The sequence below is a fragment of the Stenotrophomonas sp. A3_2 genome, from assembly GCF_036624925.1.
In the GTDB taxonomy this organism is placed as follows: Bacteria; Pseudomonadota; Gammaproteobacteria; order Xanthomonadales; family Xanthomonadaceae; genus Stenotrophomonas; species Stenotrophomonas hibiscicola.
The window spans coordinates 1-20,578 of record NZ_JAZKVY010000257.1 but is presented as its reverse complement, the minus strand read 5'-3'; the positions used below and the strand labels follow the sequence as shown (position 1 = coordinate 20,578).

At 65.2% G+C, this 20,578-nt stretch carries 21 protein-coding genes and 2 pseudogenes; 15 read left to right on the top strand and 8 right to left on the bottom strand.

The window, feature by feature from the left end; genetic code table 11:
- Positions 1-322: 322 nt before the first annotated feature.
- The 5 genes and pseudogenes from R5H29_RS11525 to R5H29_RS11505 all read left to right on the top strand — a co-directional run bounded on the left by R5H29_RS11525 (position 323) and on the right by R5H29_RS11505 (position 6,228).
- Positions 323-2,158 (top strand): ATP-dependent endonuclease, encoded by a 1,836-nt coding sequence (locus tag R5H29_RS11525; RefSeq protein WP_049462214.1) that lies wholly within the window; start codon positions 323-325, stop codon positions 2,156-2,158.
- On the top strand, positions 2,155-3,954 hold the full coding sequence (locus R5H29_RS11520; RefSeq protein WP_049462215.1) for a UvrD-helicase domain-containing protein: 1,800 nt from the start codon (positions 2,155-2,157) through the stop codon (positions 3,952-3,954). The genes R5H29_RS11525 and R5H29_RS11520 overlap by 4 nt, the downstream gene beginning before the upstream one ends.
- 293 nt (positions 3,955-4,247) lie before the next feature.
- Positions 4,248-4,831, top strand: a pseudogene (locus R5H29_RS11515) (lytic murein transglycosylase); the annotation flags it as partial.
- Between the two features lie 274 nt (positions 4,832-5,105).
- The gene (locus R5H29_RS11510; RefSeq protein WP_005407606.1) at positions 5,106-5,378 is read left to right on the top strand and encodes a hypothetical protein; all 273 of its coding nucleotides are present in this window, start codon (positions 5,106-5,108) and stop codon (positions 5,376-5,378) included.
- A gap of 157 nt (positions 5,379-5,535) precedes the next feature.
- The gene (locus R5H29_RS11505) at positions 5,536-6,228 is read left to right on the top strand and encodes a L,D-transpeptidase (protein ID WP_134729755.1); all 693 of its coding nucleotides are present in this window, start codon (positions 5,536-5,538) and stop codon (positions 6,226-6,228) included.
- A 21-nt stretch (positions 6,229-6,249) separates the two neighbouring features.
- Here the strand turns inward: R5H29_RS11505 and arsH are convergent, their stop codons facing one another.
- Positions 6,250-6,978, bottom strand: a complete 729-nt coding sequence (arsH, locus tag R5H29_RS11500; protein WP_332329197.1) for an arsenical resistance protein ArsH — start codon at positions 6,976-6,978, stop codon at positions 6,250-6,252.
- 17 nt (positions 6,979-6,995) lie between these two features.
- Between arsH and R5H29_RS11495 the strand changes: the two genes are divergently transcribed.
- From R5H29_RS11495 to R5H29_RS11475, 5 genes and pseudogenes are all read left to right on the top strand, one after another.
- Positions 6,996-7,325 (top strand): metalloregulator ArsR/SmtB family transcription factor, encoded by a 330-nt coding sequence (locus R5H29_RS11495; RefSeq protein ID WP_308305750.1) that lies wholly within the window; start codon positions 6,996-6,998, stop codon positions 7,323-7,325.
- Position 7,326: 1 nt separating this feature from the next.
- A pseudogene (gene arsN2, locus R5H29_RS11490) lies at positions 7,327-7,746 on the top strand (arsenic resistance N-acetyltransferase ArsN2); the annotation flags it as partial.
- A 36-nt stretch (positions 7,747-7,782) separates the two neighbouring features.
- The gene (locus R5H29_RS11485) at positions 7,783-8,286 is read left to right on the top strand and encodes an arsenate reductase ArsC (RefSeq protein ID WP_332329214.1); all 504 of its coding nucleotides are present in this window, start codon (positions 7,783-7,785) and stop codon (positions 8,284-8,286) included.
- A gap of 8 nt (positions 8,287-8,294) precedes the next feature.
- Complete coding sequence (gene arsB / locus R5H29_RS11480; RefSeq protein ID WP_019661918.1) at positions 8,295-9,326, top strand: ACR3 family arsenite efflux transporter; 1,032 nt, start codon at positions 8,295-8,297, stop codon at positions 9,324-9,326.
- 489 nt (positions 9,327-9,815) lie between these two features.
- Positions 9,816-10,190 (top strand): hypothetical protein, encoded by a 375-nt coding sequence (locus tag R5H29_RS11475; RefSeq protein WP_069138124.1) that lies wholly within the window; start codon positions 9,816-9,818, stop codon positions 10,188-10,190.
- A 13-nt stretch (positions 10,191-10,203) separates the two neighbouring features.
- On the opposite strand, the gene R5H29_RS11470 is transcribed toward R5H29_RS11475, so the two are convergent.
- On the bottom strand, positions 10,204-10,878 hold the full coding sequence (locus tag R5H29_RS11470; RefSeq protein ID WP_111097751.1) for an Ivy family c-type lysozyme inhibitor: 675 nt from the start codon (positions 10,876-10,878) through the stop codon (positions 10,204-10,206).
- A gap of 136 nt (positions 10,879-11,014) precedes the next feature.
- Here R5H29_RS11470 and R5H29_RS11465 point away from each other — a divergent pair, with 136 nt between their 5' ends.
- A complete protein-coding gene (locus tag R5H29_RS11465) occupies positions 11,015-11,470 on the top strand; it encodes a DUF4440 domain-containing protein (protein WP_019661921.1) in 456 nt (151 codons plus the stop codon).
- A 143-nt stretch (positions 11,471-11,613) separates the two neighbouring features.
- On the opposite strand, the gene R5H29_RS11460 is transcribed toward R5H29_RS11465, so the two are convergent.
- The 5 genes from R5H29_RS11460 to R5H29_RS11440 all read right to left on the bottom strand — a co-directional run bounded on the left by R5H29_RS11460 (position 11,614) and on the right by R5H29_RS11440 (position 14,698).
- Positions 11,614-12,639, bottom strand: coding sequence for an NAD(P)H-dependent glycerol-3-phosphate dehydrogenase (locus tag R5H29_RS11460; protein WP_019661922.1), 1,026 nt, complete (start codon positions 12,637-12,639; stop codon positions 11,614-11,616).
- A 20-nt stretch (positions 12,640-12,659) separates the two neighbouring features.
- A complete protein-coding gene (gene secB, locus R5H29_RS11455) occupies positions 12,660-13,178 on the bottom strand; it encodes a protein-export chaperone SecB (RefSeq protein ID WP_005407596.1) in 519 nt (172 codons plus the stop codon).
- A 99-nt stretch (positions 13,179-13,277) separates the two neighbouring features.
- Positions 13,278-13,715 carry a rhodanese-like domain-containing protein gene (locus tag R5H29_RS11450; RefSeq protein WP_058980222.1) on the bottom strand — a complete coding sequence of 146 codons (438 nt, stop codon included), beginning with the start codon at positions 13,713-13,715 and terminating at the stop codon, positions 13,278-13,280.
- A 57-nt stretch (positions 13,716-13,772) separates the two neighbouring features.
- Positions 13,773-14,198 (bottom strand): hypothetical protein, encoded by a 426-nt coding sequence (locus R5H29_RS11445; RefSeq protein WP_058980224.1) that lies wholly within the window; start codon positions 14,196-14,198, stop codon positions 13,773-13,775.
- A gap of 32 nt (positions 14,199-14,230) precedes the next feature.
- Positions 14,231-14,698 (bottom strand): YiiD C-terminal domain-containing protein, encoded by a 468-nt coding sequence (locus R5H29_RS11440; RefSeq protein ID WP_008266702.1) that lies wholly within the window; start codon positions 14,696-14,698, stop codon positions 14,231-14,233.
- A gap of 35 nt (positions 14,699-14,733) precedes the next feature.
- On the opposite strand from R5H29_RS11440, the gene R5H29_RS11435 reads away from it, so the two are divergent.
- The 3 genes from R5H29_RS11435 to R5H29_RS11425 all read left to right on the top strand — a co-directional run bounded on the left by R5H29_RS11435 (position 14,734) and on the right by R5H29_RS11425 (position 17,927).
- Positions 14,734-15,543, top strand: coding sequence for a uroporphyrinogen-III synthase (locus tag R5H29_RS11435; RefSeq protein ID WP_155028778.1), 810 nt, complete (start codon positions 14,734-14,736; stop codon positions 15,541-15,543).
- A 104-nt stretch (positions 15,544-15,647) separates the two neighbouring features.
- The gene (locus R5H29_RS11430) at positions 15,648-16,625 is read left to right on the top strand and encodes a uroporphyrinogen-III C-methyltransferase (RefSeq protein ID WP_164144797.1); all 978 of its coding nucleotides are present in this window, start codon (positions 15,648-15,650) and stop codon (positions 16,623-16,625) included.
- Between the two features lie 6 nt (positions 16,626-16,631).
- On the top strand, positions 16,632-17,927 hold the full coding sequence (locus R5H29_RS11425) for a heme biosynthesis HemY N-terminal domain-containing protein (protein WP_019661926.1): 1,296 nt from the start codon (positions 16,632-16,634) through the stop codon (positions 17,925-17,927).
- A gap of 92 nt (positions 17,928-18,019) precedes the next feature.
- On the opposite strand, the gene R5H29_RS11420 is transcribed toward R5H29_RS11425, so the two are convergent.
- Positions 18,020-19,315, bottom strand: a complete 1,296-nt coding sequence (locus tag R5H29_RS11420; protein WP_099551602.1) for an acetyl-CoA C-acetyltransferase — start codon at positions 19,313-19,315, stop codon at positions 18,020-18,022.
- A 93-nt stretch (positions 19,316-19,408) separates the two neighbouring features.
- Here R5H29_RS11420 and R5H29_RS11415 point away from each other — a divergent pair, with 93 nt between their 5' ends.
- The gene (locus R5H29_RS11415; protein WP_019661928.1) at positions 19,409-20,296 is read left to right on the top strand and encodes a hypothetical protein; all 888 of its coding nucleotides are present in this window, start codon (positions 19,409-19,411) and stop codon (positions 20,294-20,296) included.
- Positions 20,297-20,578 lie beyond the last annotated feature (282 nt).

The window sequence follows — 20,578 nt, the reverse complement described above, 5'->3', positions numbered from 1 at the left end:
ACTCCGCCACCATGTACAAGCGCCATCACTGCATTGACCGAATAGGGCCTGCCACTTCATCGCGCGTCGGTGCGCTGAAAGGCACTGCTACCAGACGTACCCCCCTGCCTTCGCTTGGGGGACGGATCCGACGTCGCCCCTTACTTGCCTGAGGGGCCGGGGAACCAAAAGGCGATGCGCGTACGAGGGTTGCCGGAACGTCCAATTCCCCTGATTTGATTAGAATCTGCCCAGGTAGATAGGGGCTGTCAGCCGGCCATCGTCGTGCTGCAGCTAGGGACAGGAGGCGGCTACGCCGCCATGAGCACAAGGAGACATCAGGGTGTACTTGGCAGAGCTGTCTATCTCGAACTTCCGCAAGATCAACAACGCAGTACTGCACTTCCAAAGTGGACTGAACGTTCTGGTTGGTGCGAATAACGCGGGCAAGACCGCCATTGTCGATGCGTTGAGGTCTCTCCTTGCCGGGCACGATGAACCGTATCCGCGGTTGGACTCGGACGATATTCATCGGCCGAAGACAGGATCGCCTAGCGGCAACATCGTGTTCAAGTACATCTTCCGAGGGTTGAGCCCCGATGATGAAGCTGACTTCATGACTGCCCTGAAACCTGCCAAGGACGGGCAGATGGAGGCGCATATCACCATCAGCTTCTCCGAGGCGGATAAGACGGGGCGACTTAGAGCGAAGCGCTGGTGCGGAGACCATGATGATGTCGGCTTGACAACGGACATGATGGAGAACCTTCGTGGCGTCTATCTACAGCCCCTGCGCGATGCTTCTCAGGCTCTTAGACCCGGCCGCACAAGCCAGCTGTCCCGACTGTTTCAGCTGCTCGTTGATGACGATGGCAAGATCGAGATCAATAAGGCACTGAAGCTGCTGGATGATGAGCTCAAGACGAAAGCGCCGATTGTGAGCACCCATAAGGCGATAACCACTCGCCATTCCGAGATGTTGGGGCCACAGCTGTCCCAGCTGCTCGAGCTGGGGGTTAGCGTCAGCGATTTCCAACGCCTGGCTTCGCGTCTCTCCCTTACCGTTGATCTGTTCGAGCTTGAGCAAAACGGGCTCGGATTCAACAATCTGATCTTCATGGCGGTCGTTCTCAGCGAGCTGACCAAGAACCCGCAAGCCAGCTATCGAGGCCTGATCATTGAGGAGCCCGAGGCACATCTGCATCCCCAATTGCAGGCTGTGCTCCTGGGATACTTTGAGACCATCAAGGCAGTGGACAAAGAGAAGCCTGTCCAGCTGTTCGTTACCAGCCACTCACCCAACTTTGCCAGCATCGCCAACCTCGACAGTCTCACCTGTCTTGTCGACACCGGAATCAGGGTGGAGACTTTTTTTCCCCGAGACATCAAGTTTTCTGTCGGAAAGCGTGAGAAGCTTGAGCGCTATTTGGACGTCACTCGGGCTGAGCTCTTCTTTGCACGCCGCGCAATCCTGGTCGAGGGCGCTGCGGAATTGGTCCTTGTCAGTGTGCTCGCCGAGAAGTGCGGTCGCGATCTACGTAAGCATGGGGTAAGCCTCATCAGCGTTGAAGGCCTCAACTTCGACTCATTCATTCCACTGTTCGGCGAGAAGGCGCTGAAGATTCCTGTTTCCGTGCTTACGGATGCAGACCCAACAGGTCCGAGTGAAGAGGATGAAGAGGAAGAGGGCGATGGCAGCGCAGAAGCGGACGACCATGCGCCGGAAGATGGGACCTCTAGTGGAAAGAAGAAGGCGGCTCCTGTCTACCCTTCGATCGGCGACAAGGTGCAGGTGTCCGCCAATACCTTGAGTATGCTCAAGTTCGAGGATTCATATCTCAAGATCTTCCATGGGCTAAAGACGCTTGAGTATGACTTGGCCTTGTACGCCAGCAATCGCAAGATCATGCTTGCGGCGCTTAAGGAGCTACACCCGAAGATCTCTGCGAACCTGGAGAAGAAGGTAGACGCCGCTACGGGAGATGCAGAGAAGGCTCGCGTACTGTTCAGCGGAATGTTCGAGCGGAAGAACGGAAACGTCCAGAAGGGGCGCTTTGCACAAGCTTTGGCGTACCTGATCGCCAAGGCGAAAAAGGAAGAATTCACTGTTCCGGAGTACATCCAGTCTGCAGTCGAACACGCTTGTCAGCTTGGCCCGAAGAAGGCTGAAGACGAATGAGCACGGATACTACTCCTTCAGCTGAACAGCGTGAGATCATCACGGCACCATTGCATCCGATGTCGGTCATCGCTTGCGCGGGAAGTGGGAAGACCTTCACGGCTGTACGCAGGCTGGCCCACATACGTCAATGCCTCGGTGATCACCGGGGCCGGGTTGCGCTCCTGTCCTTCTCGAACATCGCCGTGGAGACCTTCAGGCGCGAGTACCAGGCACTCGCAATGGGATCGCTCAAGATCCCGTCCCACCAGCGTGTCGAGATCGACACATTGGACGGGTTCATTACGACAAATATTCTGCGACCCCACGCCCATCGGACGATGGGGTGTACCACGACCCCGTTCTTGCTATCAGGGAGCGAGTCATTCCTTTTAGGAAAGGACTATCGCTTCTGGGTGGAATCGCCGAGAACCGATAACTACCCAGTGCCCCAAGGGCATATCCATCGCGTTGTCATAGGCCCTTCTGGGGCTGAAACGGGCTTTTTCTATCAGAACTCCGGCATGCTGGCGAGGATCAACAATGGCCCAAAGGTTGCCGCAGCCTTGGGAAAACTGGGGGCTTACACCCATGAGCTGGCCCGCTACTGGGTCGACCTTACCCTCCGCGAACAACCCGAGATCCTCCGAGTCCTTGCGCGTCGCTATCCCCATATCCTCATTGATGAAGCCCAGGATATCGGCATCCTGCACCAGGTGATCATTGAGAGGCTCAGCCAAGCAGGCTCTCAGATTTCCCTTATTGGGGATCCCAATCAAGGCATCTACGAGTTCATGGGCGCGACCGGCTCGTTCCTGTCCAGCTACCACAGCAAACCCGGTGTTTCTGCGGCCGCCCTGACGAGGAACTATCGGTCCGTACCGGCCGTACTCGATCTCGCCAACGCAATCTCGGCGCGCACGGACGATCCGGATAGGACAGCGCCACCTACGCTCCACGGGGCCTACTTCGTTCCGTACACGACTGCCGATACGAAAAAGGTCGTGGCGGCCTTCCAGGCAACACTGGTCTCCGCTGGGTTGGACCCAGCACGCTCCGCCGTGCTCTGCCGCGCACGCAAGTGGGCCAACGAGCTGGCTGGGCATGGGGGTGCGCCTGGCGTGGGAACGACCAAGATCCTTGCCCAGGCAGCGATGGCGCGCGATATCCACTCCGACTACTCAACAGCATTCAGACTCGTGGCAACTGCCATCATGGGTTTGATCGACAACGCGCCCAAGGGCATCGTTGCTCGCCTGACTCAGCCTGTCAGGTACCCAGAGGAACGAGCACTTCGTCGTGTCATCTGGGCTTTTACGCGAGATCCGGTCTCGGGCCTGCCCAGCGCGGCGCTGCCCGCTATTAGCGATTGGCAGCCGGCAATGTTGCAACGTGTAAGGGTCCTGATGACCAATCTGAGCACAGCCCACGGTCTCAACCATACATCGTCCACGCTCGGTGCTCGGCTCTCGAAGAGGAGTTTGCCCGGCTCACCGCTAATGAGCCCGCCTGACCTAGGTGCCGATCAGCCCTTGCGGGTCAGAATCAGTACCGTGCATCAGGTCAAGGGCGAAAGCCTGGATGCCGTCCTCTACATGGCAACGAAACCGCATGTATCTGCACTGCTAGGCGGAGGTTCCACCGAGGACGGGCGAATCGGGTACGTGGCTGTGACCCGGGCAAGGGATCTGCTGTGGTTGGCTGTCCCTGTAACAGCTTTGAAGAGCCTTCGTGCCGATCTCCATGCAAAGGGCTTCAAGGACGCAACCGCTACGGCTGCAGCCCCAACGGCCGGACAGGGCAACGGTTCCCCCTGAATGGGCGCATTGGATAGCAACCCAACGCGGCACTGGAATCAACGTCAGCGCAGGAGATGAAGCTGAATGGGAGCAAGCATAGGTTTTCGCTAGATCGGACTTGAATACGTTTCCCTTGATGGAACTGGGTTCCTGCCGGTCAGCGGGGAGACTATGAGTGCTTGGCAACCATAGTTGCGCCAATGGATGCAGGAAATTTGCTCAACCTATGGTTGCGGATGGCGACAAACCTTTGGTTGCCCGTCTACACATCCGCCGCGTCACCGCTGTTGCGGGGACGTGCCCGTCGTAGGGTGCGCGAGCTGCTGCTCATCATCCTTGCGATGATGCTGCAGGCGGCCGAGCGCAGCCAGCCTCCTGCGCGCATCGTGATTCAGACGGACGATGTCACGCGTTTCTTCCATGTGCTGGATGCCAGCGCTGGAAAGCCGAGTGCCGACGATCTGCAGCGCAGCTATCTGGATGCTGGCACAGACGCTCTGCGCAGCTTCACCGACAGCCGTATCGGCTCGATGGAGCGGCTGGCCAGGGCCATCCAGGACACGCCGGCATTGTTTGCGAAAGCGAGAACCTGCGCGACAGCATTGCCATCGATCCGCATGCGCGTCGCCGCTGCCGTCGATCAGCTGGGCACCTTGTTGCCGTCTGCGGCGCTTTCGCCGGTCACCGTACTGGTGGGCCGCGGCAACAGTGGTGGCGTGACCGCCGAAGCAGGCGTGGTCATTGGACTGCAAGCGCTGTGCGACGCCGACTGGATGAGGCCGATGTCGGCGACCGTTTCGTGCACCTGATTGCCCATGAGTACGTGCACGAGCAACAGCCAGGTGCACGCGTGGAAGTCGAGCAGCCCACCCTGCTCTATCAGGCGCTGCTGGAAGCCAGCCGGTGGCGGCCCGCGTGCGCTGGCATCGAGGCGGTGCCGACGGGCTTTCGATGAAATCCGCTTCATGCTGATGAATACGTGCTTCTGAACAGGCACAAGGCAAGCCGGCCGATGCACGTCCGCCCGCGTGATCCTGCTTGTTAAGTTTTGTTGATCGAACGTCTTCACAGCGCTTCCACGTCTTCCAATTCCAGCTGAAAGCACGGGCTAGCGCCGGGAACAAACGCCGCTATATTCCAGCTTCCCCAGACGAAGGAGGGAGTTGGAAATGAAACTGACCAAGCAGCACATCAACGCAGCACGCGCCATCACCGTCGCCATCGTGGCCACCGTAAGCCTCGGCGCTTGCGCCACCTACAAGGACGAGTTCGCAACCATCAACTCGCGCCTCGATCAGCTCGACGTAAAGGTGCAGGGCGCTGCCCAGAGTGCCGAGTCCGCCAACCAGTCGGCGCAGCAGGCCAACCAGCGTCTGGACCAGATCGAAGGCCGCGTACAGCAGCTTGAAAGGGCACCGGCCGGTCGCAAGCCGCGCGGCTGATAGCTCTCTCACCCTTTGAATTGATCCACCTCTGTATCGGGAACCAGTGGCCTTCGCCGGCCACTGGCATCCTTCCACCCAGAATTGCATTGCAAGGAGCCGTCCCATTCGTACCTCCTCCTCCCCTGCACGCCGCGTCTTCCATGCCGCACTGGCGTTGGCACTGGCCGTTGCGTGCAGCGGCGCAGCCAGCGCCAAGGGCAAGGACAAGGAAGCGCCTGAACAACGCATTGCCGCCGTTGATGAACTTCCGCCCGACCAGAGCGTGTCCGAAACAGTGATCGAGCTGGCCGGCTGGGTGGTCGCCAGCAAGGACAACCAGGGCTATCCGTTTGCGGTCATGGACAAGGCGGCGGCGCAGGTTCTGGTGTTCGGCGGTGACGGCAAGCTGCGCGGCGCAGCACCGGCGCTGTTTGGGTCGGCGATCGGCGACCACTCCGCACCGGGCGTCGCCAAGCTCGCACTGAGCGCGATTCCCGGCCACGACCGCACCACGCCTGCCGGCCGCTTCATTGGCGGTTACGGCCCGTCCGACGATGCCGGACGCGTGCTGTGGGTGGACTACGATTCCGCGGTTTCAATGCACCCGCTGCCGCCGGGCAGCCCGAAGGAAAAGCGTGCCGAACGACTGGCATCGCCCACGCCGGACGACAACCGCGTCACCCACGGTTGCATCAACGTCTCGCCTGCGTTCTACGAGCAGATCGTGCACTCCACGTTCGAGAAGGGCGGTGTGTTCTACATCCTGCCGGACAAGGATTCGATCGCGAAAACCTTCCCGGAGTTCGCACAGAGCCGTGGGAATGCGAAGGAAGAAGACGAGAAGGGCGCGCGGCGCGCAAGCAAATAGAGCGCGTTTGCGTAGCGGAACTCAGGAGGCGGTAGCGCCAGCAGCCTGCGCCAATGCGGCCGCGAGCGCGTCGCCCTTCCTCTCGCTGTAGCGGTCCACCAGGTAGTCCGACCGCCCTCGCGTCAGCAGCGTGAACTTCACCAGCTCTTCCATCACGTCCACCACCCGGTCGTAGTACGGCGAGGGTTTCATCCGGCCGTCGTCATCGAATTCCTGCCAGGCCTTGGCCACCGATGACTGGTTGGGGATGGTCAGCATGCGCATCCAGCGACCGAGCACGCGCAACGTGTTGACGGTGTTGAACGACTGCGAGCCGCCGCTCACCTGCATCACCGCCAGCGTCCTGCCCTGCGTGGGCCGCACGCTGCCATCTTCCAGCGGCAACCAGTCGATCTGGTTCTTGAACACGCCGGTGACCGTGCCGTGCCGCTCGGGGCTGACCCAGACCTGGCCTTCCGACCACTGCGACCACGCACGCAACCGCTGCACTTCAGGGTGGCTCGTGTCCACGCTGTCCAGCATGGGCAGCGCATGCGGATCGAACACGCGGGTCTCGCACCCCAGGTGGCGCAGCAATCGTTCGGCTTCCAGCGCCAGCTTGCGGCTGAACGACTGCGGCCGCAGCGAGCCGTAGAGCAGGAGGATGCGTGGCGGCCCCAGATCTGCGGCGGCGAGCTGGCGGTGATCGGGCTGGGGCAGCGAGGCGTCTACCAGGTTCGGCAGGTGGGCACTTGTGATTGGCTTATTCATTCGACTATTCTAGAAATATGGAAACGTTAAACGCAATCACCGCCCTCACCGCGCTCGGTCATGCCACCCGCCTGGCTTCTTTCCGCCTGCTGGTGGAGGCTGGCCCGGCAGGGCGCATGGCGGGCGACATCGCCACGGCCCTGCAGGTGCCCCCAGCCACGCTCAGCTTCCACCTGAAGGAGCTGGTGCAGGCCGGGCTGGTGGAGAGCGAAAGCCAGGGCCGCCATGTCTGCTATCGCGCCAACTTCGATGCGATGAACGGCTTGATCCAGTACCTGACGCACAATTGCTGCGCGGGTTCGCTGGACCAGCAGTGCGCGGTAAGCGAACCGGCCTGCAGGTGCTGAGATGAAGCCAGACCCCGTGATTCGTGCCGGCACACGCGACGACCTGTCCTGCATCCGAGACCTTCTGCAGCGGGCGCAGTTGCCCGTGGCCGATCTGGAAAGCAGCGAGGTCGTGTTTCTCGTCGCAGACCTCGACGGCGTCCCCGTGGGCGCCGTTGGATTGCAGGTTTTCGGCGCCTCGGCGCTGCTCCGCTCCCTGGTGGTGTCTGATGACCGACGCGGCACCGGCCTTGGACGCGCATTGCTGGCAGCGGCCGAAGAGATGGCCCACCGTATGCAGGTCAGGGAACTGGTGCTGCTGACAACATCGGCAGGCTCGTGGTTCGCGCGGCACGGCTATGCCGGATGCGATCGCGCGCAGATAGCGGAGGCGATCCGCAGCTCTGCCGAGTTCACCCGTCTCTGTCCGGGCAGCGCGCTTTGCATGTCCAAGCCACTCACTGACCACGGAAGCCACATGACCCGTAATGTCCTGTTCCTCTGCACCGGCAACAGCGCCCGCAGCGTGCTTGCTGAAGCCACCCTGCGCGCCTGGGGCGGCGATCGCTTCAGCGCATTCAGTGCGGGCAGCCAGCCCACTGGCCAGATCAACCCCTTCGCGCTGGCCCAGTTGCAGGCCGAAGGAATGCCCATTGAAGGGCTGCGCAGCAAGTCGTGGGATGAGTTCGTGGATGCACCCCCGATGGACCTGGTGATCACCGTGTGCGATTCAGCCGCAGCGGAGGCCTGCCCGGTGGTGTTCGGTGATTTCATCCGCGGCCACTGGGGCCTGCCCGATCCGGCGGCCGTAGCGGGTAGCGATGCCGACAAGGCCGCGGCATTCGCGCAGGCCCATGCCATCGTGAAGCTGCGACTGCGTGCATTGCTCGCCTTGCCTGACTCATTGTGGTCCGACCGCGAAGCGCTGCAGCACGCGCTGGATCAGATTGGGCAGTTGCAGCCGACCGACAGCATGCCGTGACTTCCCGCATGAATCTGTTCGAACGCCACCTGACGCTTTGGGTCGGGCTTTGCATTGCGGTCGGCACGCTGCTGGGCCACTTCCTACCCGGTGCTTTTGCCGCGCTGGCATCCGCAGAGATCGCCAAGGTCAACCTGCCGGTTGCGGTACTGATCTGGCTGATGATCATCCCGATGCTGCTGAAGGTCGACTTCACTGCGATGCGCCAGTTGCAGCAGCACTGGAAGGGCATCGGCGTGACGCTGTTCATCAACTGGGCGGTGAAGCCGTTCTCAATGGCGCTGCTGGGCTGGCTGTTCCTGCGCCATGCCTTCGCCGACTGGTTGCCCGCAGCACAGATCGACAGCTACATCGCCGGGCTGATCCTGCTGGCGGCCGCGCCCTGCACCGCCATGGTGTTCGTCTGGAGCAACCTGTGCCGTGGCGATGCCAACTTCACCTTGAGCCAGGTGGCGTTGAACGACGCGATCATGGTGGTGGCCTACGCGCCGGTGGTTGCACTGCTGCTGGGCCTGTCGGCGATCACCGTGCCGTGGGATACCCTGCTGCTGTCCGTTGGCCTCTACATCGTGGTGCCGGTGCTGCTGGCTGCGTTGCTGCGGCGCTGGATCCTGATGCATCGTGGCGAGGCGGCGTTGCAGCGGGTGCTTCGCCATCTGGGGCCCGTCTCGTTGTGCGCGCTGCTGCTCACACTGGTGCTGCTGTTCGGCTTCCAGGGCCAGCAGATCGTGAAGCAACCGCTGGTGATCGCACTGATTGCGGTGCCGATCCTGATCCAGGTCTATTTCACTTCCGGCCTGGCCTACCTGCTCAATCGTCGCCTGGGCGTGGCGCATTGCGTGGCCGGCCCTTCAGCACTGATTGGTGCCAGCAACTTCTTCGAACTGGCGGTTGCCACCGCGGTGGGGCTGTTCGGCGTGCATTCGGGGGCTGCGCTGGCGACGGTAGTTGGTGTGCTGATCGAGGTGCCGGTCATGTTGTCTGTGGTGCGGATCGTGAACCGTACTCAAGCCTGGTACGAGAGACGCGAAGAGCACTGACACACCGGAGTGCGCCGAAGTCGATTTACGTTCTTCGCCCCGCACTGTCGTCATCGGCCTGGTGGAGTGCCCGTACGCCACGTCATCAACTTCGACCCAGGTCGCATATTCCCCATGCCGCTACGGACGTTGCGGCGCCTGCGTCTGCGACGGCTTAACAGCATGCAAAAATGCCAAAAGCGTCTTTGATCCAGCGTTGAATGCAACTCTTCTGATTGGCGTTGCGCAGCGACGGCGGTACAGATGGTGGGCCGCCGGAAAATGGGTGGCCGGGCCTCGAAAACCCGTTAGATCACGAACGTTGTTTGCGCTTGCCAGCCGGCGTCACCCCGCGTGGCGCCGGCTGGCATTCCGTCTGCCGGCTATGGCGGGCGGAGCGTGGAGGCCTTGCGCCTGCCGGTCTTGTTCGTGATCTCCCGGTTTTCGAGCCACGTCTCCGCCCGCCACCTTTGCGTGGCGGCTACCGTCTGTCCTGCACGGAGCACTGCCATGACCTCACCGGACTTCCCCCGCCTGCATCCGCATCGCTCGTCCGCCACTGGCGGTGAGCCCTCAGAGCACGCGGCTGCGACCGACCCGAACGCCTTCATCGCCACGCTTCACCGCATCGGCAAAGGCGCGGCCGCCGATGGCCAACCCTGGCCGGAGCGTCACCAGATGCCGGGCCGTTGCATGGCGCTGGCCGATGCGGACTGCGCACTGGCCGGCCAGCGTGTGACGCTGGAGCTGCTGCTGGCGGCCGAACGCGTGCGCCAGAACGGCACGGAGGCCGAGTACGTGGGCGACCGGGTGATGGAAGGGCTGATCATGGCGTGCCTGACGATGAACGCACAGGCCAGCGCGCGCATGCAGCCGGACGGGTGACGCCGGCGCCACATCACTCGCAGAGCGCGCTGTCTTCCTTCAACGCGGCATCCTGCAGTGGCTGGCGCTGTTCGATCTGCTCACGCTGTTCCGCCGTCGGCTCGCCCAGCCACCACACACGGCAGCGCGCGGTAAGACGGCCGACCATCTTCGCCTGCGTGGGTGAGTACAGCATCGCCAACGCGGTGCCGGGGCAGTCGTGGGCCTGGCAGGCGGTGTAGAACCACCACGGCTCGCCCTGCAGCACTACCAGCTCGCCAGGGCCGCTGGGTCCGCTCAACAGGCGCTTGCGCAGCGACGGCATATCCTTGTCAGTGGATTCGGCGTCCTGCGTGCCCTTCATCAGCGCATCGAACGCGGCCAGCACCTTCGGGTCCTTGCGGCCGCAGTCGTCCACGGTGCTGCCGCCGACCAGGGTGAAGAAGTGGGTCGCCAGCGGATTGTCCGCGCAGGTCAGTTCGCCGCCGGCGCCCGGGTCTTCCGGTTCGCCCTCGCTGTCCCACACCGCGGGGTCCACGCTGTCTTCGATTGACGGTTCCTTCTCGACCACCGTGGCCGTGGCGGCCGGAGCTTCGGTGGTTGGTGCTGGCGCCGCAGCAGGCGCGGCCTCGCCAGTCTTCTCCGGTGCCTGTCCGCAGGCTGCCAGCAGCGCGGCCATCATCGCCATCCCTGTGATTCGCATCTTCATCGCGTGTCCTTGTCTGATCTGCGCTGCATCCACCGAATCGGCGGCCGCGTGATTCTAACCAGCGGCGCGCTAGGATGCGTCTGAAGCCTTCCCATCATCGCCAGGGCCTGGACGCATGCGCCGCACACGACTCGCCATGATCTTCTGCAGTGCCCTGCTGCTGGCATTGCCGGCAATTGCCCACGATGCAGAAAACGCGAAGCCTGCGCAGCCTCTCCCGGACGCAGCCCTGCCCGCACCGCTGGACCGTGTGCTGCGCAACTACGAGCAGGCGTGGCGCGGGGGTGATGCCAGGGCACTGGCTGCGCTCTTCGCCGAGGATGGCTTTGTGCTGCAGAGCAACCAGCCACCCGTGCGCGGGCGCACTGCGATCGAGGCTGCATATGCCGGACAGGGCGGCAGTCCGTTGCGGTTGCGTGCCTTGGCGTATGCGGTGGAAGGGAACACGGGTTACATCATCGGTGCGTACAGCTACGGCAACAACGTGGGCGATACCGGCAAGTTCACGCTCACGCTGAAGCGTGAGCGTGATGGGCCGTGGCTGATCTTTTCGGACATGGACAACAGCAACGCGCCGCCGCGGGCGCGGTGATGAATGCCGCCGGGCATGGCCCGGCGCTACCGGGCACCAACCAAGGTTGGCCGCTACCAGAAGCGGGATCCGTCCTGGATCCACACCATGCGTGGATGAGGCGCACAAGAAAAAACCCCGGCACCTGGCCGGGGTTTTTCGATTCACTTGAACAGCGTGTCCGGATACTCCGGTTTCTGTTCCCGCGCCAGCAGTGCGCGCAAGCCTTCTTCCGGGGTCTGCTCGCCATGCAGCACGGCACGCACACCGTCGGAGATCGGCAGGTCGATGCCATGGCGGCGCGCCTGTCGCATCACTTCGTCGGCAGTCTGCACCGACTCGACCACCTGGCCGATCTCGCGCACGGCATCCTGCAGCGTCTGGCCGCGGCCCAGGGCCAGGCCCAGGCGGCGGTTGCGCGACAGGTCGCCGGTGCAGGTCAGCACCAGATCGCCCAGGCCGGCCAGGCCCATCAGCGTTTCCGGCTTGGCGCCGATCGCAGCGGCCAGGCGCAGCATTTCGTTGAGGCCGCGGGTGATCAGGCCGGCACGGGCGTTCAGGCCCAACTGCATGCCATCGGCCACGCCGGTGGCCACCGCCAGCACGTTCTTCATCGCGCCGCCCAGCTCGGCACCGACCATGTCGTCGCCGGTGTAGGCGCGGAACGCCGGGCCATGCATCGCCTCGGCCACCGTCTGCGCGAACTCGGGCACGTCGCCGTGCACGGTGATCGCGGTCGGCAGGCCCTGGGTCACTTCCTTGGCGAACGACGGGCCGGTGACCACGGCCAGCGGCACGTCCTCGCCCAGCACTTCGCGCGCCACTTCGTGCAGGAAGCGGCCCGAACCGGGCTCAAAGCCCTTGGTGGCCCAGGCCACGCCGGCACCGGCCGGGCGCAGCGGCGCCAGCGCGCGCACGGTTTCGCCGAAGGCATGCGAGGGGGTCACCACCAGGATCCAGGCCGCGCCCTCCACCGCCGACGCCAGGTCGGTAGTGGCACGCAGGCTGTCCGGCAGCGGGATGCCCGGCAGGTAACGCGGGTTCTCGTGGCGCTGGTCGATGGCGTCGACCACGGCAGCATCGCGCCCCCACAGCACGGTCGGGTGACCGTGCCGTGCGAGCAGGCTGGCCAGCGCGGTTCCCCAGGAACCGGCGCCCAGCACGGCGATCTTGTCAGCGGGAGTGCTCATCCGTGACGTCGCGGCAGGAATCAGGCGTTGCCGGCCGGCTCGGAGTCAGCCAGCGACGGTGCGTCGCCCTGCTCCTGGCGCTGGCGCAGGGTTTCTGCGTACAGGCCTTCGAAGTTGATCGGCTGCAGGAAGAACGGCGGGAAGCCGCCGGCCTGGATCAGGTCGCTGATCAGCTGGCGCACGTACGGGAACAGGATGTTCGGGCACTGGGTGCCGAGCAGCACGTCGATCGACTGCGGGTCCAGGCCGACCAGGCCGAACACGCCGGCCTGCTTCACTTCGGCCACGTAGGCGGTGCGCTCACCGGCCTGGCAGGTGAGGGTCACGGCCAGCACGACTTCGAAGGCGTTCTCACCCAGGCGCTGCACCTGCTGGTTCAGGTTCAGCTGCAGCTCCGGCTGCACCTGGTCATTGAAGATGGTCGGGGCGTTCGGCGACTCGAAGGAGACGTCCTTGACGTAGATCTTCTCGACGGTGAAAGCGGGGCCGGTGGCGGCATCGACCGGCGCAGCAGCGCCGTTGGTGATCTCTTCGGACATTTCCAGTAACTCCAATGAATGCAATGAAAACGATGGTCGAATTACTGCGATGGGGGCGGGATCAGGCCCATACAAGGCCGGATCCGCCACCTGCGGCAATCAGTTGCGGCCCTTGACCAGCGGCAGCTCGGCCTGCTGCCAGGCAGGAATGCCGCCGTCGAGCACGTAGACCTTCTCGAAGCCGGCCTTCTTCAGCGCCTTGGCGGCGGTTTCCGAGGCGTTGCCGCTGCGGCACACCAGCACCACCGGCGACTGCCTGGCGTTGGCCACCAGCTTGTGCTCCGGGCCGAAGGCACTGGCCTGGGCGTTGCGGCTGCCGGCAATGTGGCCCTTCTCGAAGTCACCGCTGGCCGACAGGTCGACCACCACCGTGCCGCCCGCGTTGATCAGCTGGGTCAGTTCGGCGGGCTTGATGCCCTTGAAGCCCCGGAACAGGCGGCGGATCTCGGTGACGATGATGGCCACGGTCAGGCCGACCAGGGCCGCGGACAGCATCGGGTTTCGGCCTGCAAAGGCCAGCAACTCTTCGTAATTCACTCAGGTCACGGGTCGATTAAGCGGGCGCCGATTGTCGCACAAGCCGGACGCGGCCCGTCACTGCCCCTTCCACAGGTCCGGCAGGCCGGCTGTCTGCCACCACCGCTTGGCCTCCGGGTCCCAGCGCCAGCGCTCGACCACGACCACGGTGCGCTCGGCCTGGGTGTTCTGGTTGATCACCCCGATTTCGACACGGCGCTCGACCAGGCCGCCATCCAGCGCGGCGCTGCTGCGCTCGCGATAGGACGACACGCGCAGCTGTGCGTAGCGGTTGAGCTCGAACTCGGTCGGCGGCTTTTCCTTGCGCAGCTTGGGGTCCAGATAGCCGATCGCATCGTCCATGCTGCCCCAGCGGATGGTGGCGCCGTAGGCGATCTGGGTCTCTTCCAGCAACTTGCGCTGCTTGCGGCTGAGGTCGTCGGCCGAAGCCACGGCGCTGACCAGCAGCAGGGAACACATCAGGAACTGGATGAGGCGGCGCATCGGTGGTTTCCCCAGGACGTCAGCCTGCCATCCTACCCTTTGGCGAAGGCAACGAAGCGACCGCTGAACTCGGCGGCCGGCTTGCCATCGGCGCCGGGCTGGGTGGCGATGATGCTGATGCGGGCCTTGCGGCGCTGGCGGAAGGTATTCAGGAAGGCATCCCAGCCGCTGGCTTCGGCCGCTTCGGCATGGGCATGCAGGTCTTCGTAGACCGGGGCCAGGTAGCGCAGGTTGCTGTCGGCCACGTAGACCTCGGCATCGTGGCCGGCCAGGCGCAGGCGCAGGCTGACCAATGCCCAGCCGGACAGGGTCAGCACCGAGGCCAGGCTGCCACCGAAGGCGTTGCCCTTGTCGTTGACGTTGGCGGCCAGCGGCGCGGTGATGCGCAGCACGCCATCGGCATAGCCATCGAGCTGGATCTGCATGGCGCGCACCGCCGGCATGCAGTCCAGCACGTCCTGCAGGGCGGCCAGCGAGGAAGTCAGAGCATCAACGGACATCGGAGCAGCGACCACGACAACGAAGGGCCCGCATAATGCAGGCAATGGCCGACCATACGATACCCACTGGCGCCGCCGGTTCCGAGCCGGGCTGGACCTTCATTTCGCTGCGACCGCAGGGCCAGAATTCCGCGCTGCGCCGCGCCGTTGCTGGGCTGGGCGGGCATGTGGTGGCCCTGCCGCCCTGGCGCCTGCAGCGCTTGAACGGCATGCCAGTGGTGCGTCAGCTGCAACGCGCGCTGAACTGCGACCGGGTGGTGTTCACCAGCCCGGCCGCGGTTACCGCGGCCGCCACCCTGCTGCCGCTGGCCAAGGCGCAACGCAGCCCGTGGCTGACCGTGGGCGAAGGCACCGCGCGCGCGCTGCGGGAGCACGGCGTCGCCGGGGTGCATGCGCCGCAGCGGATGGACAGCGAGGGGCTGCTGGCGCTGCCGGTGCTGGCGGACGTCCGCGGCCTGCGCATCGGACTGGTCACCGCGCCCGGCGGACGCGGCCTGATTGCTGCACACCTGCAGACCGCCGGCGCCGCGATCGAACGTGCCGATGTCTACCAGCGTCGCCTGCTGCGGCTTTCGCCCCGCACGCTGGCGCGATTGGCGCATTCAGCGCAGCCGTGGGTGCTGGCGGTCAGCAGTGGCGAGGCGCTGCTGCATTTCTGGCAGCAGCTTCCGCCGACTTGGCAGCAGCGCCTGCGGGCGTCTGCCCGCGTGGTGGTTGCCAGCGACCGCCTCGGCGAACAGGCGCGGTCGCTCGGCCTGCGGCACATCTCACGCAGCGCCGGCCCCGCTGCTGCGCAGCTGGTGGCCGCTGCACACGCCACGCTCACCGTCCCGGCAGCGAACTGAACAGGGACGTGGATCACGCTTGCCGCTGTGGTCGGCAACAGTGATGCTGTGCACCATGCGGCCTGCCGGACCCTGACCGGCGACGTTGCCGACAAGGAAGCCCCATGAACGAGACTCCGCCCGTTTCCCCGCCCCGTAGACCCGTGCGCTGGTTGCTGCCGCTGGCCGCTGCGGTCGTGCTTGGCGCGGGCGGCTATGCCGGCTGGTACGTCTGGCAGCAGCAACAGCATGAGCAGGAAGCGCAGGCACAGACCACGGCCGTCCAGCTGAAGGGCCTGGAGGCCACGCTGGATGCGCTGCGTCGTGACCAGCGCGCAACCAGCCAGCGCCTGCAGGACGCGGCCACCACCAACCGCGTGCTGCGCGACGAGATGCTGGGCCTCTCCCAGCGCAGCGCGTTGCTGGAAGAGAACCTGGCCAAGCTGGCCGACAGCGCCAACCAGGGCCGCCAGGCGGTACAGCGCGATGAGGCCGAACTGCTGCTGACCCAGGCGGCGCAACGGCTGAATTATGCCGACGACGTGGAGGGCGCACGCCGCCTGTACGCACAGGCGGCCACCGCACTGGCCGAACTGCCCGACGCTGATGGCCTGAACCTGCGCCAGGCGCTGGTGCAGGAGCGCGAGGCACTGGACGCGCTCGGCAGCGGCCCGCGCGTGCAGTCGCTGCAGCGTCTGGATGCTGTGGCCCGGGCGCTGCAGGGCCTACCGTCACAGATCACCGGCACGACCGGCGGCAATGCTGCCAAGCCGTGGTGGCAGGCCACCCTGGCCCCGTTCGTGGACATCACCCCCAGCCGCCAGAACGGCCCACTGACGGCCGCCGAACAGCGCAACGCCGACGATGCACTGCAGCTGGAACTGACGCTGGCACGTGCCGCCATCGAGCGTGGCGACCGCGCGGGCCGCAACTCCGCCCTGGACCGGGTGGAACACTGGGCACAGCGACGCTGGCCGGATTCACCGGCCCTGCGCGCGCAACGTGCTGAACTGAAGGCCTTGCGCGAACTTCCCCTGCAGGCCAACGACGCTGTCCTTGGCAGCACCCTGCAACAACTGCGCACCCAGACCGACCGGAGGTAAGCCCGCATGAAACCCCTGCAATCCCTGGTCGTGCTGTTGCTGGCCGTGGCCATCGGCGTGGTCGCCGCGCAATGGCTCGGCGCCGATGACCTGAACCGCTTCGGCGAGGTGACCCTGCGCTACGGCGGCTACGACTATCACAGCAACCTGCCGAAGGTAGCGCTGCTGGCGGTGATCACGGTCCTGGTGCTGTGGCTGCTGTGGAGCCTGATCGCTGCACCGTTCCGTGCCTGGGGCCGCTACCGCCGCAAGCAGGGCAGGGTGCGCCTGATCGACGGCCTGCAGGCCTACGAGCATGGCCAGTGGCAGCGTGCCGAGAAACTGCTGGACGGTGCGGCCAAGGACCCGGAGGTGAGCGCGGTGGCGCTGGCCAATGCGGTGCGCAGCGCACAGGCGCGCGCCGACGGCCCCGCCGGTGAAGCACTGCTGCAGCGCCTGGGCGAAAGCGATGCCACGCTGCAGGCGCTGCTGCGCGCCGAACAGCTGTTGGCGCGCGACCTGCCGGTGGATGCGATCAACGCATTGGACGTAGCCGCGATCCAGCCGCTGCCGCCGCGCGGCCTGTGGCTGCGTACCGAAGCGCTGGCGCGTGCCGGCCGCGCACACGAGGCCTATGGCCAGCTGGGTGCGCTGCGCCAGAGCAAGGTACTGCCGGCCGAATCAAACAGCGAACTGGAAGCCCGCCTGGCCGCACAGGCGCTGCTGGAAGCGGCCGACGTCAACGCATTGGCCGCACAGTGGGAAGCCACGCCGAAGGCGCTGCGGCCGACCCCGGACGTGGTGGGCGCCTATGCCAGCCGCGCGGTGGCCCTGAACTGGGATGAGCCGGCGCTGCTGGCGCTGGAACAGGCGCTGGACCAGCGCTGGGACGACGAACTGGTGGCGCTGTACGGCCGCCTGCCGGCCGAGCGCCTGGCCACCCGCCAGGCCAACCTGGCGCGCTGGCGCAATGTGCATGATGGCTCGGCCGCACTGCATCTGGCGCAGGGCCGCGTGGCCCTGGCCCAGCAGCAGTGGGATGCCGCCGATACGTTCCTGCACGAGGCCATCGCCGCCGGCGCCGGTGCCCCGGCGTGGGAGGCACTGGGTGAACTGTTCGCGCAGCGTGGCGAACACGCGCTGGCGGCACAGTGCCTGGCCAATGCGCTGCGCCTGCAGCGCGGCGAGGACAGCGTGGAACTGGTACGCGGCAGCGAAGCGCCGCTGCGTGCCACGGTGGAAGAGCAGCCGATCGCGGTACAGCCCCCGGTATATGACGCCAACGAAGAGCGCGACGAATTCGGCAACCCGCGGTTGCCGTGAAGCGTGCCGACCAACGGTTGGCACCCACCGGAGAAAAAGAACGCCGCCCACCGGGCGGCGTTTTCATATGTGGAACCCGGTAGTCGCAGCGATCAGCGTTCGACGATCGCCACCACGCCCATGCCGCCGGCGGTGCAGATCGACACCAGCGCGCGGCCACCGCCGCGTTCGGCCAGCTGCTTGGCGGCGGTAGCGATCACGCGTGCGCCGGTGGCGGCGAACGGGTGGCCGGTGGCCAGCGACGAACCCAGCAGGTTGATCTTGTCCGGGTCGATGCGGCCCAGCGGTGCATCCAGGCCCAGGCGGTTGCGGCAGTAATCCTCGCTCTCCCACGCACGCAGGGTGCACAGCACCTGCGCGGCGAAGGCCTCGTGGATCTCGTAGATGTCGAAGTCCTGCAGGGTCAGGCCATTGCGCTTGAGCATCTCCGGCACGGCCACGGTCGGTGCCATCAGCAGGCCTTCGCCATGCACGAAGTCCACCGCAGAGACATGCGCATCGCGCAGATAGGCCTGCGGCTCATGGCCGTGCGCACGTGCCCACTCTTCGCTGGCCAGCAGTACCGCAGCGGCACCATCGGTCAGCGGGGTGGAGTTGGCGGCGGTGAGCGTGCCACGGCCGGAGACCTTGTCGAACGCCGGCTTCAGCGTCGCCAGCTTTTCCAGCGAGGTATCCGGGCGCAGGATGTTGTCACGCTCGACGCCACGGAACGGTGCGATCAGGTCGTTGAAGAATCCGCGCTCATAGGCGGCAGCCAGCTTCTTGTGCGAGGACACCGCCCACTCGTCCTGCGAGTCGCGCGAGATGTTCCACTCCTTGGCCATGTCCTCGCAGTGGTCGCCCATGCTCTTGCCGGTGCGCGGCTCGGCCACGCCCGGGAACTCGGGCTTGAGCTCGGAGAACTTGAAGCCAGCGGTGAGTGCGCGGATCTTGTCGCCGGTGCTCTTGGCGCGGTTGGCGGCCAGCAGGCGTGCACGCAGCTTCTTGCCGTAGACGATCGGCACGTCGGAGGTGGTGTCCGAACCACCACCGATGCCCGATTCAATCTGGCCCAGCGCGATCTTGTTGGCCACGGTGATGATGCTGTCCAGCGAGGTACCGCAGGCGCGCTGCAGGGTGATGCCCGGGGTCAGCGGCGACAGGCCGGAGGACAGCGTGGCTTCGCGGCCCAGGTTCCAGTCGCTGGAGTGCTTGATCACCGCACCCATTGCCACTTCACCCAGCTGCTGGCCATGCAGGCCGAACCGTTCGACCAGCGCACCCAGCGTACGGACCGACATGCCGAGGTTGCCGACATCCGAATACGCGGTGTTCTGGCGACAGAACGGAATGCGGACGCCACCGAGGATGGCGACGGGACGAGCGTTGGGCATGGAGATACCTGGCATGGATGAGGGTGTCTGCAACATGGCCTGCACGGCGGAGCAGGCATAATGGAGCCAAGTGTAGCTGCCGCCCTGTGATGGGCCAACCGTGGAACCATGAGCAAACCCGACCCCGCGATGAATGCCCTTGGCGTGCTGGCCCTGGAACTGGCCGGCGGTGAAATCCCCCGCCAGGCGGTGCTCAGCGCAGAACAGGCCGGTGAACTGGCCGAACGCGTCGGCCGTGACCTGTCCAAGCTGGTGCCACAGGTAGCCGAGCTGGACCTGGTGTTCGCCGCCGCCCATTTCGACCCGGCCGAAGTGCTGCGCCCGGGCTGGCCGATCCATCGCCGCCTGGAAGAACTGCAGATGCGTGCTCCGGGCCGCAACCAGGGCCCGCGCCTGCTGGCCTTCGGTACCGATGCCGAGGGTGACGTGCCGCTGCCGTTCCAGGCCGATGCCAGCCTGGTTGGCGGTGGCCTGCGCGTGGTGCCGTTCCTGCTGACCGGCAGCGATGTGGCCACCACCAACGCGGTCGCGCATGCGCTGGAAGACACCTTGCTCGCCAACGGCATGGCGCATGCCGACACCGCGCTGATGGCGCAGAACAGCTTCGGTGCGCGGATCGAACACGCACGCTACTTCACCGTGAACGATCTGGCCGCGATGATGTCGATGCAGTACGACAACCAGGGCCTGGCCGCGCTGTGGCCGCTGATCGAGACCGCGATCATGGCGCCGGGCGAGGACGAGTGGCTCAATGCCGCGCCCGAGCCGCTGCTGCGCTATACGCACGGCGAAGCACGCATGGCACTGTTCGACCCGGCCGGTTGGTGCGCGCACTACAACCACAGCAAGAACGATTGCGACCGCCTGAAGGGCATCTACGAACAGTTCCTGATGCGCCAGCGGCAGATGGCTGCGGTGCTGGAGGCACACGGCGTGCCGGTGCTGTTCGTGCACTGCGAGGCCGGGCAGGACGCGCGCGAGTTGCTGGCGCGCTGATCTGCGGATACGCACCGCCGGGCATGGCCCGGCGCTACCGTGCAATTGCGTTTCGCCGGGGCGCGACCGCCGTGCGTATTGCTGTAGCGCCGCGCCCCTGCTCGGCTCAGGTCCCCCGAAGAGCAGCCGAGCCTGGGCTCGGCTCGACAGGCAGCGATGCCAAGAAACACGCCGGCTTGCGCCGGCGGTTTCCGTTTACATCAAAAACGTCCTTACGGGGCCGTGTGGCTCAACGCACACCCCACGCGCGGCCCCGCGGTTGCGGTCCGCTGGGACGGGTAG

Excerpts from the sequence above, each read along its gene's own strand:
- R5H29_RS11435 (WP_155028778.1), top strand. The coding sequence starts at position 14,734 with ATGCAGGCAATGGCCGACCATACGATACCCACTGGCGCCGCCGGTTCC.
- R5H29_RS11470 (WP_111097751.1), bottom strand. The coding sequence starts at position 10,878 with ATGAAGATGCGAATCACAGGGATGGCGATGATGGCCGCGCTGCTGGCA.
- R5H29_RS11485 (WP_332329214.1), top strand. The coding sequence starts at position 7,783 with ATGACCCGTAATGTCCTGTTCCTCTGCACCGGCAACAGCGCCCGCAGC.
- R5H29_RS11420 (WP_099551602.1), bottom strand. The coding sequence starts at position 19,315 with ATGCCAGGTATCTCCATGCCCAACGCTCGTCCCGTCGCCATCCTCGGT.
- R5H29_RS11445 (WP_058980224.1), bottom strand. The coding sequence starts at position 14,198 with ATGCGCCGCCTCATCCAGTTCCTGATGTGTTCCCTGCTGCTGGTCAGC.
- R5H29_RS11440 (WP_008266702.1), bottom strand. The coding sequence starts at position 14,698 with ATGTCCGTTGATGCTCTGACTTCCTCGCTGGCCGCCCTGCAGGACGTG.
- R5H29_RS11430 (WP_164144797.1), top strand. The coding sequence starts at position 15,648 with ATGAACGAGACTCCGCCCGTTTCCCCGCCCCGTAGACCCGTGCGCTGG.
- R5H29_RS11510 (WP_005407606.1), top strand. The coding sequence starts at position 5,106 with ATGAAACTGACCAAGCAGCACATCAACGCAGCACGCGCCATCACCGTC.
- R5H29_RS11520 (WP_049462215.1), top strand. The coding sequence starts at position 2,155 with ATGAGCACGGATACTACTCCTTCAGCTGAACAGCGTGAGATCATCACG.
- secB (WP_005407596.1), bottom strand. The coding sequence starts at position 13,178 with ATGTCCGAAGAGATCACCAACGGCGCTGCTGCGCCGGTCGATGCCGCC.
- arsB (WP_019661918.1), top strand. The coding sequence starts at position 8,295 with ATGAATCTGTTCGAACGCCACCTGACGCTTTGGGTCGGGCTTTGCATT.
- arsH (WP_332329197.1), bottom strand. The coding sequence starts at position 6,978 with ATGAATAAGCCAATCACAAGTGCCCACCTGCCGAACCTGGTAGACGCC.
- R5H29_RS11465 (WP_019661921.1), top strand. The coding sequence starts at position 11,015 with ATGATCTTCTGCAGTGCCCTGCTGCTGGCATTGCCGGCAATTGCCCAC.
- R5H29_RS11495 (WP_308305750.1), top strand. The coding sequence starts at position 6,996 with ATGGAAACGTTAAACGCAATCACCGCCCTCACCGCGCTCGGTCATGCC.
- R5H29_RS11460 (WP_019661922.1), bottom strand. The coding sequence starts at position 12,639 with ATGAGCACTCCCGCTGACAAGATCGCCGTGCTGGGCGCCGGTTCCTGG.
- R5H29_RS11425 (WP_019661926.1), top strand. The coding sequence starts at position 16,632 with ATGAAACCCCTGCAATCCCTGGTCGTGCTGTTGCTGGCCGTGGCCATC.
- R5H29_RS11475 (WP_069138124.1), top strand. The coding sequence starts at position 9,816 with ATGACCTCACCGGACTTCCCCCGCCTGCATCCGCATCGCTCGTCCGCC.
- R5H29_RS11415 (WP_019661928.1), top strand. The coding sequence starts at position 19,409 with ATGAGCAAACCCGACCCCGCGATGAATGCCCTTGGCGTGCTGGCCCTG.